This window comes from Niastella sp. sgz303648 (assembly GCF_059587045.1).
Genome location: NZ_JCAPSW010000020.1, coordinates 1 through 13,966, shown reverse-complemented (window position 1 = coordinate 13,966; position 13,966 = coordinate 1). Strand labels below are relative to the sequence as shown.

Sequence of the window (13,966 nt, the reverse complement as noted above, 5' to 3'; positions counted from 1 at the left end):
CAATAATCATGAGTGGATTGACTTTCAGGGTACAGTAGCCTATATGGGGATGGGTGGCTTTTTATAGGACTTGCCCGGCCTTATGAGAGAAAAGGATTAATGCAGCCTGAACAATACAAACTTTTTACCAAAGGGAAATTTTAAGAACCGACTCTATGTCATCAATAACAAGTTCCACCTGTTCATTAGATCAATGGTTTAGTACCGATTCACAATTACATGCCCTGTACCCTGAACCGATTCAATTATTAGCCTGCCGCCATTGGACTCCATTAAATATTGCCCAAATGGTGGCATCATTTCTTGCACCGCATCCGGGTGTTAAAGTAATGGATATTGGCAGTGGCGTAGGAAAATTTTGTCTGGCTGGCGCTTATTATAAACCCTATGCTTCCTTTTTTGGGGTTGAACAACGCAAAGACCTGGTAGAACATGCCGAAAAAGCCAGGAATGTGCTTGGATTACAAAATGCTCAATTTATACATGGTAATATAACCGAACTCGATTTTAAGCAATTCGATCATTTTTATTTCTTTAATTCCTTTTATGAAAATATAATGACTACAGATAAAATTGATGATAGTATATCTTATTCACCCCATTTATATAATTATTATCACCGCCAACTGTATAAAAAGCTGGAAGAGATGCCGGCAGGAACCAGGCTAGCTACCTTTCATTGCCTTGAAGATAAAATACCGCCGGATTACTTCCAGGTAGAATCAAAGGTTGGTACTTTATTAAAGTTCTGGTTGAAGGCATGATCGCTGGTTCAGCATGCATAAATTTAGCAGTAAAAATATTTTTTGGAGAGTAAATTAAAGTTATCCAATGCCCATGAATTTTACTTCGGAAGCAGAGCAGATTATCGACGATCTTAAACTCGTAAATGGATATTTAGCTTGTGAAAGAATTATGATAAAAAACATCATAAAACATCTTGAAAATGGTTTGGATGATGTTAGCATTGAAATTCACCTCAAAAAATTAGTCAAACATCTTGAAAACACGTTGGAAACAGGTAAGATTAAAGATATCCATATCAATTACCAGTTTGCGGTTGGTTTTGTTAATGTCCTTTTGAGAATCCCTGCCTGGAAGAGCTGGGTAAAAACAATTAATACTAACTATGTGTGCTGAAAAAAGAGATTATTTAATGCGGTTGTCACGAGCAATATGGCTTTCATTTTTTGTTCGGTACAATGCAAATTGGCAAATTGAAAAAACCGCTGATTCTGAACGGGGTTAATAATATTAGAGAGCCAACCAAAAGGTTAAAATTTGTGCCTTTGCTGGAAATGAGAATTATTTTCCCCAATAAATATTTAAAATTGGCTGGTTTGCCTGAAAATTGATAAAAATCACTTTTTACTGTGATAAGTTTTACTGCATATAGTTTCTGTTCCGGGTAACTTTATAAGATGGATGCTCCCAAACCATTAAACAGAAACTTATACTATACAAATGATCATGAATGGATAGATTTCCAGGGGTCTGTGGCATACATTGGCATTTGTGCGTTTAAGTTGTCAGGGATTAAGGAAATTCAGCAGATTGTATTCACGGAAAATTCTGACCTGACGAATCAAGGCGAAGTTATAGCCAGTATTCAATACGACGATTACCAGGTTCCGGTACACATGCCGGTAGAAGGAAAAATTATTAGCTTCAATGATATTTTGCTAACCGACGAAAAAAATATTTTACTTCAACAGCCAGAAGATAATGGATGGATTGCATTGATAGTACCTGATCAACTTAAAGAAAGAAAAGGCTTACAGTTACCTGAGGAATATAAACTTTCACTTAAGAAAATGTGAATTATAAATTTTAGACATGTCCTTTGTCCCAACTTCATACTATTCCGATAATTATTTTTCAGAGGAGTCGCATTTTTGCCAATTATTCCCTTTAGCTATTCAGCAACTGGATAAAATACATTGGTCACCATTATTAGTTGTTAACCGGGCGGTAAAATTTCTTGTAAATACGCAGCATGCTAAAATTTTAGATATTGGAAGTGGTACCGGAAAATTTTGTTTGGCTGGTGCTTATTACAAGCCCTCGGCTTCTTTTTTCGGGGTTGAACAGCGCAAAGAACTGGTAGATCATGCTGAAAATGTAAGGAAACTACTCGGATTGCAAAATGTATATTTTATTCATCGAAATTTTACACAGCTGGACCTAAAGCTATATGATCATTTTTATTTCTATAACTCCTTTTTTGAAAACCTTGATGGAACGGATAAAATAGATAATAAAATAGCCTATTCAAATGAACTGTACAATTATTATAGCCACTACCTGTATAAACAATTAGAAGATATGCCGGTCGGTACACGTATCGTAACTTACTGTAGCTGGGACGATGAAATACCACCAGGTTATCAGTTAATCGAAACACAATTAAACAACTTATTAAAATTTTGGATGAAAAAATGATCCCTTTATCACTAATCCTGACCCCTTAAAGTCCTGACCCTAATTTCTGCCATGATTGTTTGGATGGGCTGCCGCCAGAAACAACAAACCCCTATGATAACCGACGCAGCCCTCCAAACTTCTTTGAAAAAGCTGTTAAATGGCGAAACGCTTTTTCGTATTTGCCCCCCAATGAAAGCACGTTGAATTCCTGAGAGTAAAGGATATGATCCTGTAGTGAACAAATCATATAACTAAACCCAACCAAATTGCTTTATTATGACATTAACTATAGATGAATACCGATGTGAACTCATTAATAAAATTTTGTTTGCCGGGTCACAGGATGAAGTTAAACGTTTTATTGATGTTGCAATGAAAAGCCTGGAAGAACATAAAGTAAACGGCCATATCATTGCCCGGTTTATTGATAAAATGTTACAGCATATAAATGCGTTCCGGCCGGTAGATTATAATGCTCAACAATGGAGTAACATCAATATGGCAAGGATAAAATTTAACCAGGTTAAACGCTCCATGCAAAAAGAGCACCTCCATTAATATAATAAGTTAATATCGTTTATAATTAATGAAAGAATTTGATTTGATAATTAGTTCAGTAGCATCCATTTTTGTAAGCCTTGCTCTTATACCTTTTTTGCCTGCAGGGAAAAAATCAATAGCGGGTTTTCTGCTGGTATTAATAAATGCAATATTTACATCTATTCCTGCTATTCATACCTTGTTTGGAAATACTATTATTGAACATAGTTTTTTTTTAGGCTTTCCATTTGAAAATATCCCCTTTCGTATTGACCCGCTTGCAGCCTGGTTTATGCTCATAATAAACTTCACCTGTATTAACGGCGCTTTGTATGGTATCGGGTATATGAAGCCATATGAAGCACAAAAAAACAATACCTCATTGCACTGGATATTATTTGTTATCTTCCAATCGTCTATGCTTTGGGTTTGTATGTTGCAGCACGGATTGGCCTTCCTCGTTGCCTGGGAGATCATGTCTATCTCATCTCTTTTGCTGGTGATATTTGAACATGCAAAACCTGATACCTTGAAGGCAGGTGTGAATTACCTGATACAGATGCATATTGGGGTAGCCCTGTTAACCATTGGCTTTATTTGGGTGTATCTGGCTGAAGGGTCGTTTGATTTTTCGGCTACCGGCAAATTCTTCAGCCATAATGCTGACCTTTGGCTTTTCCTCATTTTTTTTATTGGCTTTGGCATCAAAGCAGGGTTTATACCGCTGCATACATGGCTGCCACATGCGCATCCGGCAGCGCCATCACATGTTTCGGGTGTAATGTCGGGAGTAATTGTTAAGCTGGGTATATATGGAATACTCCGCATGATAACGTATCTCCATTCCGGTTTCCTGCAAATAGGCGAAGGCGTTCTTATTCTATCTGTGCTTACCGCATTTTATGGTATTCTGAATGCTGCCGTTCACCGCGATTTTAAACGTATGTTAGCCTACTGTACTGTTGAAAATATTGGCATTATAGGCATGGGAACAGGTATCGGTTTAATCGGCAAAGCAACCGGTAATTCATTTATATTTTTCATTGGTTTTGCCGCTGCGCTATTGCATACGCTTAATCATTCCCTGTATAAATCGCTCTTGTTTTTTACAGCTGGTAACATTTATCAGCAAACACATACCCGCAATATGGAACACCTGGGTGGATTAATTAAAAAAATGCCTTCAACTGCTTTTTTCTTCTTATGCGGTTCACTGGCTATCAGTGCACTCCCTCCATTCAATGGTTTTGTTTCTGAATTTCTTATTTACAGCGGATTGATAGAAGGGATAAAGACCAGCAATGTTCAATTCAATTTGCTGATGATACTAAACATTGCGGCTTTGGCTATGGCGGGTGGTATTTCCATGCTTACGTTTACCAAATCATTTGGTACTATTTTCCTGGGCATGCCCCGCACGCCACTTGCCCACCAGCCAAAAGAAGTTTCAATGATTATGCAAATACCACTGTTTATCATTTTGACCGGGATGCTACTGATTGGTATTTTTCCAAATGCAGTATTGCATGCTGTTGTTCCTGTGATCAAATTATTTGATACCTTGTATAAACCCGACAATGGCGCTAATATGCTTTCTCCGGTGTTGATAATGACAGGAAGAGTTTCCGCGATACTCCCCGGATTGATTGCCGTTATCTATTTTATACGGGTAAGCATTTCGAAAAAGAAGTCCCGGGCTTTTTTACCTACATGGGGATGTGGGTATGTGGCGCCAAACACCCGGATGCAATATACCGGCAAGTCGTTTACCAAAAGTTTGGCAAAACTGTTCAGTTATTTCACTGCTGAAAATAAGAAATATCATGAAATAGAAGGCGCCGTCATTTTTCCATCTGCCCGTAGTTATCAATCACACTATAGCGAATTTTTTGGAACACGGATTATTGACAGGCTGAATAAGCGGCTGATGGGCTTTATGAATTACTTTACTTTTATTCAAAGCGGTCAAACACAAATGTATGTACTCTATGGTCTCTTTTTTATTATAGCACTCATTGCTGCCACCTTTTTAAATTTACTATAAATGTGATACCGGGTATTGCCATCATTGCCATTGTTATTATTTTTTCTTTTCTGATCGTATGGGTAAAGGAAAGAAAAAAAGGAGATATTGCGCTGCTGGGGGTAATACTTAATAGCGGGCTTAGTTCATGGATAGCCATACAAACTTTGCAAGGCAGGTTATTTGAAGAGAAGTTTTATGGTGGAACTGTTTTTGGGGAAATTGTTATTCGTGCCGATGCCCTTTCGGGATGGTTTATTCTCCTGATGAATTTTACCATGCTTACGGGTATTCTATATGGCAGGCGTTATATGAAAGCCTATGAAAAAAGATCTGCCGATATAACCCTCCATTATATCAGTTATGTGCTGAACCATTTTGCCATGATTGCTATTTATTGCGTTCAACACATGCTTGCCTTTTTGTGTGTTTGGGAAATAATGACCCTATCGGCTTTTTTAATGATCATATTTGAACATGGAAAAATTGATGTTCTTAAAGCGGGTATCAATTATTTTATCCAGGCCCATATTTCCATCACATTTCTAACATTGGCTTTCATTTGGGTCAGCTCGCATACAGGCTCGTATGATTTCAATACCATTGTTAATTACACCACACATGCTCATCCGGCACTCAGCTTCCTGCTTTTCCTGTTTTTATTTATTGGTTTTGCCATTAAAGCGGGGTTTGTTCCGTTTCATACATGGCTGCCTCATGCGCACCCGGCTGCGCCGTCGCATGTATCGGGGGTAATGTCGGGCGTGCTTATCAAGCTCGGCATTTTTGGCATTTTGCGCATGATATTACTAACAAAATTAAATTACCTGCTGGCGGGTTATACCATTTTGATAGTTTCTGTAATATCGGGTGTATATGGTGTAATGCTGGCCATTATACAGCATAATGTAAAAAAACTCCTGGCTTATCACAGTATTGAAAATATCGGCATCATCGGTATTGGTATCGGATTGGGTTGCCTGGGCTTAGGCCTGAACAACCCCTATCTTTCTTTTGCCGGCTTTGCAGGCGCCTTGTTACACACCCTCAATCATTCCCTTTTTAAATCACTTTTATTTTACGCTGCCGGAACGGTACATCAAGCAACCCATACTATGGACATTGAACAATTAGGAGGCCTGATCAAAAAAATGCCCCGGACTGCTACCTTATTTTTAATTGCTTCCCTGGCCATTTGCGGGCTACCTCCGTTCAACGGTTTTATTTCGGAGTTTCTTATTTATTCGGGCTTGTTCAATGGCATTGTAAACAATCCACTTTCATCCGCTATTGTGCTGGTGTCTGCGCTTTTCGGTCTTGCACTCATCGGTGGTTTGGCCATACTTTGCTTTACCAAGGCTTTCGGTATTATTTTTTTAGGAACGCAGCGCCATCCATATCCTGCCCCTATACAGGAAGCTGAATTTGCGCGCCTTTTTCCTAAGTATATGGTGGCCTTTATAATTATTTTAATTGGATTGTTGCCGCAGCTATTTATCCGGTTTTTGACTCCGGTAGTAACTCTTTACACGGGTTCTCAAACTGCACCTGTATTATCAGGCCCTTTTGCTGAAACCCTGCAAAAGGTAAGTATAAGCTCTGTTTCTTTTCTGATTACTTGCATTATCGTGTACTGGTTAAAGTTAAAGATGACAGCAATGAGAAAGATTAGCACCTCTGCCACCTGGGGTTGCGGATATACAGCTTCCTCAACCCGCTTTCAATATACTGCTAATTCGTTCGTACGATCCTGTCGTAAACTGATAAGACCATTACTCATGATGAACAAATCGGAAGGAGAAATTAAAGATGTATTTCCCCAGCCCATTCATTCTAATACACATCCGTATGACAAAATGGAGGCTGTATTTATCGACAGGCCGTTGAAGCTTTTAAAAAGTTTACTGGGCCGGTTCAATTTTCTGCAAAACGGCAGTGAGCAATTTTATATTTTATATGGGGTAGCTTTTATCATTATAGTAATTACTATACCCATGCTAATAGATGCGATTACTTATTTAATAAACTTATTTAAACAGGTATAGATTTATGGGGATACTGAATTTTTTATTAATTGTGACAGCCAGTTTATTTTTTACAGGTATTGTTGGCCGAACAAAAAGTATTTTTTCCGGTCGCAAAGGGCCGGGAATTTTTCAGCCGTTGAAAGATGTTTGGAGATTGCTGAAGAAAGGGGCGGTTTACAGCGAAACAACCAGTTTCATTTTTCAGATTGCCCCCAGCGTATATTTTGCTTCTGTACTCATGGCCATTGCCATGATTCCTTTCGGCAGTCAACCGGGTCTTATTTCATTCAATGGCGATTTTGTATTTTTTGCATACGTACTGGCGCTTGGAAAATTTTTCAACATTATAGCTGCACTGGATACCGGCAGCAGCTTTGAAGGGATGGGTGCCAGCCGCGAAGCATTGTACTCGCTGCTGGCTGAACCGGCTTTCTTCATTCTTATGGGATCATTTGCTTTATTAACAGGCTACACCTCCTTCCAGGAAATTTTCGGGTCGCTTCATTTTAAAACTTACATATCCTATGCAGTAGGTGTATTGGCTGCTTTTGTAATCATCATCATTGCTTTAATTGAAAATAGCCGCATGCCCATTGATGATCCCAAAACACACCTTGAATTAACGATGGTGCATGAGGTGATGATACTTGATAACAGTGGTTTTGATTTGGGTCTTATACTTCATGCTACTAATCTAAAGTTTGCTATGTATGGGGCACTCATTGCCAATTTCTTTCTTACACCTGGTTCTGAATTATATTTCTCCATACCCATTTTTATTGCAACCCAAATAGTAATTGCTGTAGTGATAGGGATCATCGAGTCATTTATGGCAAGGTTTAGAATGAATCATAATCCGCAATACATATTTACACTGACGTCTGTTTCATTGCTCATATTTTTAGGTGTATTGCTGATGCTCGGCAAAATTGTTTAATGAAAAAGCAAAGCGATGACCAATATTTTATTAATAGCATTTGTAATGAGCCTGTTGCACATGGGATTGTCCAAAAGGTTGAATACCTATATTGGTGTACTGGCCTTGCAGGGTGTTTTGCTATTTGGGGTGGCTTTTATTGAGCTTATTGAAATCAATGTGGCGAATCTTTTATTTGTGCTAACGGAAACGATAGTTTTTAAAACAATTGCGATTCCTTATTTTCTGAATTATGTTATTAAAAGAAATAAGATCACCCGCGAATCAGATCCGTTTCTTCCTGATTTTCTTTCCGTAGTAATCATTACAACTATTATAATAGGCTCTTTCCTTTTATCCAATACCATTGGTGACCCACAAATAAGGAAAATATTTTTCGTTACTGCCTTATCTGCTTTGTTCACTGGTCTTTACTTTATTATATCAAGAAAAAAAATCATCACCCACGTTATGGGGTTCCTGATCATTGAAAACGGGGTGTTTGTTTTATCGCTGGCTGTGGGTACCGAAATGCCTATGCTGGTAAATATTGGCATATTGCTCGACATTTTTGCGAGTGTATTAATACTGGGTGTATTTGTAAATAAAATTGGCGATATCCTGAAGGAACAGGACGTTGATCAGTTAAGAAACCTGAAGGACTAAAATTATGATCGGAATTTACCTTATTGGTGCAGCACTTATAAGCCTTGCGCTATTCCTGAACAGGAATAAGCGTTTAAATTATTTATTGATAACCGTTTTTACCCTGTTACAATGGGGATTGACAATTTATGAATACAATCACCAGAACAGGGATGAATTGGGTTATTTTACTCCCGACGCATTAGCTATCATTTTCCTGGTTACATTAAGCATTATCAGTGTGCCGGTTTTCTGGCATAGTTATATTTATTTTGCTACAGACAAGGATATTCCCCGTGAACGGGGTATTTATTTTGCGGCGATGGTGGTTCTGCTGACTGCACTTAGCGCCGCCTATTTATCCAATCATATTGCCATTACCTGGATTTTTGTTGAGCTTACTACACTAAGTGCATCAGCCCTGATCTACCACCGGCGTAATGTTCGTACGCTGGAAGGTACCTGGAAATACGTGTTTGTTTGTTCCATCAGCATTACACTCGTTTTTATCGGTATACTTTTTCTTACAGTGGCGGTACAGCAGGTGGGGATTACAAATCTTAATTACAAGGTATTACTCATCAATGCCGGAGCATTTAACGTGTTTTGGCTAAAACTGGCCTTCCTGTTTATCTTTACCGGGTTTACTGCCAAAGCGGGTCTGGTGCCGATGTACACTGCCGGTATTGATGCAAAAGACAAAGCCCCTTCGCCGGCAGGCGCCTTATTTGGTAGTGTACTGATGAATGTGGGGTTTTTGGGCATCTTTCGTTTTTACGGCATTATCAGCCATACAGCCATTTTTTCCTGGGCTAATAAAATACTACTCATTTCCGGCATCTTATCCATTTTTGTCGCCACTGTGTATATGCTTAAAGTGAAGAATTTCAAACGCATGTTTGCCTATTCAAGTGTTGAGCATATGGGTTTGATTGCGTTGGGACTGGCTGCCGGTGGCATCGGTTACTACGCAGCTATCCTGCATCTCGTATTGCATTCCTTTGCCAAATCCACCATGTTTTTCCAGATAGGCCAGGTGTATCGCATTTATAAAAGTAAAAGCATTTATGATGCCGGCGATTATTTCAAATACAATATTGCAGGAGCCATGGTATTGTTGGTTGGCTTTTTTATTGTAACAGCCATGCCGCCATCGGGCATGTTTGTAAGTGAGTTCCTGATATTCCGCTCACTGTTTGAAAGTAACCACCTATGGTTGCTTGCCATTGTATTGTTATTGTTAACGATGATCATCTGGTCATTTGGAAAAAATATTTTTAAAATGCTCTTTATAAAGCCGGTTGGGTTTAATGAAGCAACTGTGGAAAAGATTAGCCCGGTTGAATCTTTAAGTCAGTATATTTTCCTGGCATTAGTCGTTTATCTGGGCTTAAATCCACCACAGGTATTTGTAAACCTTATTAATAATGCTATTCAGCACTTACCAAAATAACATGACCAATTATTCAACGATAGTAAATAATCAAACCATTCCATTGCAAAAAATCCCGGTTTTGGAGTATGACAATTTTCTGGAACTGAATACAAAACTGGTACAAAAAAGGGAGTGCCATTGTGTCAATTACTATGGTTTTTTTATCGACAACAGGATAAAACTTATTTGCTGTATTGCTAATGACACGGAACACACTGTTTATGTTTCTTCTGCAGAAATGGAAAAAGATCATCTGCAGCTATTGCCATCGTTCACGGCCCGCCACCTTTGCTTTCATATTTTCGAAAGAGAACTACACGAAAATTATAGTATTCAATACACCGATCATCCCTGGTTAAAACCGGTGCGATATTCGTTTAACAGGAACAACCCCGAAAGCCGGATTGAAAATTATCCTTTTTACCAGATACATAGCGAAGAATTGCATGAAGTAGGCGTAGGCCCCATTCATGCAGGCGTGATTGAGCCGGGGCATTTTCGGTTTATTTGTAATGGGGAACAAATACTGCACCTGGAAATTCAATTGGGCTACCAGCACCGGGGCATTGAAACACTGTTTTTAAATAAGAAAAAATTACTGCAACGCACCGTATTGGCTGAATCCATAGCTGGCGATACTGTAGTTGCACATACCACTGCATTTATAAATGTTTGGGAAAGTTTAAATGGGTTTACTCCTTCTTATGATTTACTATTTGTCAGAACCCTGGCGTTAGAGCTGGAACGACTGGCCATTCACACCGGCGGCCTGAGTGCCATTTGTACAGATATAGCTTACCAGTTGGGTAGTGCTGTTTTTGGCAGGTTACGCACACCCGTTATTAATTTTATGCAGGAATGGTGTGGGAACCGGTTATCGAAAGGATTAATAAGAGCTGGAAAAAATAATTTCCCTTTTACCAAGGAACTTACACGGAGACTAATTACTGTCTTAAATGCTTATGAAATTGATTTTCGGGAGATGTATAAAGAAATGAAAAGCCTCCCTACAGTACTTGCCAGGCTTGAAAAGACGGGGGTGGTAACACCTGCACAGGCTGAATCTATAGGAACAGTGGGTATGGCAGCCCGAACGTCGGGCATTGTACGTGATATTCGTAGTTCACATCCTACCGGTTTATTTAAACATCTAAACCATGAACCGGTTATTAAACATCATGGTGATGTATATTCCCGCACACAAATTCGCAAAGAAGAAATTCTGCAATCCATCGGTTATATACGTCGATGGTTGCAAAATATTCCGGAACCACTTACCATCAATTCTGATTTGCAAAAGCCTGCGCCTGGTTTATTTACTATTTCACTTATAGAGGGATGGCGGGGAGAAATTTGTCATTGTGCTGTTACTAATGAACAAGGCGATTTGTTGCATTATAAGATAAAAGACCCCTCTCTGCACAACTGGCTGGCGTTGGCGCTGGCAGTGAGGAACAATGAGATTTCCGATTTTCCGATATGCAATAAAAGTTTCGATTTAAGTTATTGTGGACACGATTTATAATTAAACCTATGCTGGGAAATATTAAAATACTCATTCACCAGGGCAAGCAATACATTCCGGATATAACGCAGGTTGAAGTGCCGGGTATTTTTCGTGGCCGCCCGGTGATCAGCAATATAAAAGTTGACGAGGATGCATTAGTTGAATTATGTCCTACAGGCGCCATTAGTGCCAACCCGGTTTGTATAGATTTGGGCAAATGTATTTTTTGCGGTGAGTGTGCTTTTGCCCATCCGGATAAAATAATCTTCACAAAGGATTACAAAATGGCTACTAACTACCGGGATGTATTGTTGGTAAAAGAAGAGGAAGATAAACCAATTACCCTCAATCCTGATTTAATAAGACAGGAAATAGCCGATTATTTCAGCGGATCATTAAAGTTAAGACAGGTATCTGCTGCGGGGGATAATAGTTGTGAATTGGAATTGAATGCCTGTGGCAATGTAAATTTTGATATGGGTCGTTTTGGAATTGAGTTTGTGGCATCGCCAAGACATGCTGATGGCATTGTGATCACCGGCCCTATTAATGAAAATATGGCTGAACCACTACAGATATGTTATGATGCCACACCTGATCCCAAAATTATCATCCTTGCCGGAACGGATGCCATCAGCGGAGGAATTTTTGCCGGTAGTCCTGCCCTAAACCGCGGCTTCCCGGATAAATATAAAATTGATTTGTATGTGCCGGGCAACCCCGTGCACCCGTTGACCTTTATTAATGGCGTACTTGAACTTATCAGAAAAAGAAAGTGAACAATAATAAAAACCATATTAAAGAAAAAAGAAAGGGAATAAGCAAAGATATTCTCATCAGTATATTTATAGCTTTTCCTTTTGCTTTTATTGATCTGCGCACGGCTTTAGCAATTGGTGCTATGTGTGCATTAATACTACTTGTTCGAAGAACCATCCGTTACCCCAATCCGGAACATATCAATGGCTATAGAATTTTTAGAAGTAATGAAATATCTGTTCCCAAAAAAGTCGAAGTATTCGAGCTTAGTAATTCCGCTACCATGGAAATTCTATATAAATATGTTGATGTATTACAAATGATGTCTATTCATCCGGAAATACTGATTATCCGGTTTAAACAAATCCTGCTGATTAACGCTGATGATGTTCGAATATTCGATGAAGTGATTAAACGGCTTTCCGGTAAAAAGATAATGATTTTTTTATCAGATGTAGATGAGAATCTTAAAGATCAATTTAAAAAATATAACCTGACCCAAAAAATCGATGAGAATTACATTTATTATAAAATTGAGGATGCTTTATACTATGCTGAAAAAATAATCAGCGCTCATTAGTAAACTTTAATAACCCGAATGATTATAACTGTTTGAATCTAACTATAACGAATATATTAATAAATTTTTGGAAAAAACATGGCAACCATAATTCCCGCAGCAAAGTTGATAGCTATCAATATTGATGCACTATACTTCTGATATAAATCAGTTTCTGTTCCAGGCTACAATTTTATTTGTAAATTAGGTAAAGTCAATTTTGAATACCGTCCAATTATCGCGTAGTCCTCTGTGTCTTTTAAGTTAAGAAAAATCTGATCGCTCACAGATCAGATTTTTCTTTTAACACCTCCGGAACTTACCAACTAATAGTTATCATGTATTACAAAACTCTTCTCCGACAAAAGTGATTATATTTTGGCATAGCTTTTGTCAACCTTGTGTATTACCCTATTAATCCCAGTACGTTATGAAAAAAACTATTTATCTTTTAGCAATCGTATTATCCTCTGTTCAACTTTCAGCTCAACAAACCTGCGAAGAGTTACGAAAAGAAAATGAATATCTGAAAAGAGCACTTCTCTTAAATAACCCGGTTATCGAAGTTCGAAACGGAGACCTGAACTTTTCTATCATTAAGATAGAAGGTAATAAAAAAAGTCAGTTGGTAACCATTGAAATCGTTGTAAAAAATACAAGAAGAAATATTGAAGCGTTTGCCGCTAAAGTAAAGTCGATAGTAGACATTAACGGTGTGGAATACCAGGTAGACAAAGCATATATTGGTTTAAAAGATGCCACCACTTTTGCTTTTACCGATCTTCGCAAAAATATTCCTTTAAAATGCAGGTATGTTTTTAAAGGTGTTCAACCCGAAGTAAAAGCGCTCAGTTTATTTAATTATCCGGTAGAATATCACATCCCCGGCACAGACGCTTTTAATTTCGAAAACAAAAATGCTGAGTTCAAAAACCTTAGCATAGCATGGAACTGATACGAGGACAAAATCTCAAAATACATAAATTAAAGAGGCCGTCTTTCAAAAATAAGAGACGGCCTTTTTTATTACACACCACACTATCGAACTTGTCAACCTGTCAACTTATTAACTTTTCAACCCAAATCTTTAATGTATGGTGAAGATGAACCGGAAGATTGATCTTTTGTACA

Annotated in this window: 15 protein-coding genes; all 15 read left to right on the top strand. The window is 38.3% G+C overall.

Going from position 1 to position 13,966, the window contains the following annotated elements; all coding sequences use genetic code 11:
- The first annotated feature begins 155 nt into the window (after window positions 1-155).
- On the top strand, window positions 156-764 hold the full coding sequence (locus AC59IL_RS34070; RefSeq protein ID WP_496556734.1) for a methyltransferase domain-containing protein: 609 nt from the start codon (window positions 156-158) through the stop codon (window positions 762-764).
- A 67-nt stretch (window positions 765-831) separates the two neighbouring features.
- Window positions 832-1,140 (top strand): hypothetical protein, encoded by a 309-nt coding sequence (locus AC59IL_RS34065; protein WP_496556733.1) that lies wholly within the window; start codon window positions 832-834, stop codon window positions 1,138-1,140.
- Between the two features lie 77 nt (window positions 1,141-1,217).
- A complete protein-coding gene (locus tag AC59IL_RS34060; protein WP_496556732.1) occupies window positions 1,218-1,355 on the top strand; it encodes a hypothetical protein in 138 nt (45 codons plus the stop codon).
- A gap of 66 nt (window positions 1,356-1,421) precedes the next feature.
- A complete protein-coding gene (locus AC59IL_RS34055; RefSeq protein ID WP_496556731.1) occupies window positions 1,422-1,820 on the top strand; it encodes a glycine cleavage system protein H in 399 nt (132 codons plus the stop codon).
- A 16-nt stretch (window positions 1,821-1,836) separates the two neighbouring features.
- The gene (locus tag AC59IL_RS34050) at window positions 1,837-2,442 is read left to right on the top strand and encodes a methyltransferase domain-containing protein (protein WP_496556730.1); all 606 of its coding nucleotides are present in this window, start codon (window positions 1,837-1,839) and stop codon (window positions 2,440-2,442) included.
- Window positions 2,443-2,700: 258 nt separating this feature from the next.
- Entirely contained in the window at window positions 2,701-2,982 is a 282-nt protein-coding gene (locus AC59IL_RS34045; protein ID WP_496556729.1) for a hypothetical protein, read from the top strand.
- Window positions 2,983-3,010: 28 nt separating this feature from the next.
- Window positions 3,011-5,008 (top strand): proton-conducting transporter transmembrane domain-containing protein, encoded by a 1,998-nt coding sequence (locus AC59IL_RS34040; protein ID WP_496556728.1) that lies wholly within the window; start codon window positions 3,011-3,013, stop codon window positions 5,006-5,008.
- 2 nt (window positions 5,009-5,010) lie between these two features.
- Window positions 5,011-7,032, top strand: coding sequence for a proton-conducting transporter transmembrane domain-containing protein (locus AC59IL_RS34035; RefSeq protein WP_496556727.1), 2,022 nt, complete (start codon window positions 5,011-5,013; stop codon window positions 7,030-7,032).
- A 4-nt stretch (window positions 7,033-7,036) separates the two neighbouring features.
- The gene (locus AC59IL_RS34030) at window positions 7,037-7,951 is read left to right on the top strand and encodes a respiratory chain complex I subunit 1 family protein (protein WP_496556726.1); all 915 of its coding nucleotides are present in this window, start codon (window positions 7,037-7,039) and stop codon (window positions 7,949-7,951) included.
- A gap of 15 nt (window positions 7,952-7,966) precedes the next feature.
- Window positions 7,967-8,596: a hypothetical protein gene (locus tag AC59IL_RS34025; RefSeq protein WP_496556725.1), complete on the top strand. Its 630-nt coding sequence runs from the start codon at window positions 7,967-7,969 to the stop codon at window positions 8,594-8,596.
- 4 nt (window positions 8,597-8,600) lie between these two features.
- Window positions 8,601-10,028: a complex I subunit 5 family protein gene (locus AC59IL_RS34020; RefSeq protein WP_496556724.1), complete on the top strand. Its 1,428-nt coding sequence runs from the start codon at window positions 8,601-8,603 to the stop codon at window positions 10,026-10,028.
- Complete coding sequence (locus AC59IL_RS34015) at window positions 10,003-11,535, top strand: hydrogenase large subunit (protein WP_496556723.1); 1,533 nt, start codon at window positions 10,003-10,005, stop codon at window positions 11,533-11,535. Before AC59IL_RS34020 ends, AC59IL_RS34015 begins: the two co-directional genes overlap by 26 nt.
- Before the next feature lie 8 nt (window positions 11,536-11,543).
- Window positions 11,544-12,296, top strand: a complete 753-nt coding sequence (locus AC59IL_RS34010; RefSeq protein ID WP_496556722.1) for an NADH-quinone oxidoreductase subunit B family protein — start codon at window positions 11,544-11,546, stop codon at window positions 12,294-12,296.
- Window positions 12,293-12,856: a hypothetical protein gene (locus AC59IL_RS34005; protein WP_496556721.1), complete on the top strand. Its 564-nt coding sequence runs from the start codon at window positions 12,293-12,295 to the stop codon at window positions 12,854-12,856. The genes AC59IL_RS34010 and AC59IL_RS34005 overlap by 4 nt, the downstream gene beginning before the upstream one ends.
- Window positions 12,857-13,265: 409 nt before the next feature.
- Window positions 13,266-13,790 (top strand): hypothetical protein, encoded by a 525-nt coding sequence (locus AC59IL_RS34000; RefSeq protein ID WP_496556720.1) that lies wholly within the window; start codon window positions 13,266-13,268, stop codon window positions 13,788-13,790.
- The last annotated feature ends 176 nt before the right edge of the window (window positions 13,791-13,966 follow it).

Excerpts from the sequence above, each read along its gene's own strand:
- AC59IL_RS34020 (WP_496556724.1), top strand. The coding sequence starts at position 8,601 with ATGATCGGAATTTACCTTATTGGTGCAGCACTTATAAGCCTTGCGCTA.
- AC59IL_RS34070 (WP_496556734.1), top strand. The coding sequence starts at position 156 with ATGTCATCAATAACAAGTTCCACCTGTTCATTAGATCAATGGTTTAGT.
- AC59IL_RS34000 (WP_496556720.1), top strand. The coding sequence starts at position 13,266 with ATGAAAAAAACTATTTATCTTTTAGCAATCGTATTATCCTCTGTTCAA.
- AC59IL_RS34015 (WP_496556723.1), top strand. The coding sequence starts at position 10,003 with ATGCTATTCAGCACTTACCAAAATAACATGACCAATTATTCAACGATA.
- AC59IL_RS34045 (WP_496556729.1), top strand. The coding sequence starts at position 2,701 with ATGACATTAACTATAGATGAATACCGATGTGAACTCATTAATAAAATT.
- AC59IL_RS34030 (WP_496556726.1), top strand. The coding sequence starts at position 7,037 with ATGGGGATACTGAATTTTTTATTAATTGTGACAGCCAGTTTATTTTTT.
- AC59IL_RS34040 (WP_496556728.1), top strand. The coding sequence starts at position 3,011 with ATGAAAGAATTTGATTTGATAATTAGTTCAGTAGCATCCATTTTTGTA.
- AC59IL_RS34050 (WP_496556730.1), top strand. The coding sequence starts at position 1,837 with ATGTCCTTTGTCCCAACTTCATACTATTCCGATAATTATTTTTCAGAG.
- AC59IL_RS34065 (WP_496556733.1), top strand. The coding sequence starts at position 832 with ATGCCCATGAATTTTACTTCGGAAGCAGAGCAGATTATCGACGATCTT.
- AC59IL_RS34010 (WP_496556722.1), top strand. The coding sequence starts at position 11,544 with ATGCTGGGAAATATTAAAATACTCATTCACCAGGGCAAGCAATACATT.
- AC59IL_RS34025 (WP_496556725.1), top strand. The coding sequence starts at position 7,967 with ATGACCAATATTTTATTAATAGCATTTGTAATGAGCCTGTTGCACATG.
- AC59IL_RS34055 (WP_496556731.1), top strand. The coding sequence starts at position 1,422 with ATGGATGCTCCCAAACCATTAAACAGAAACTTATACTATACAAATGAT.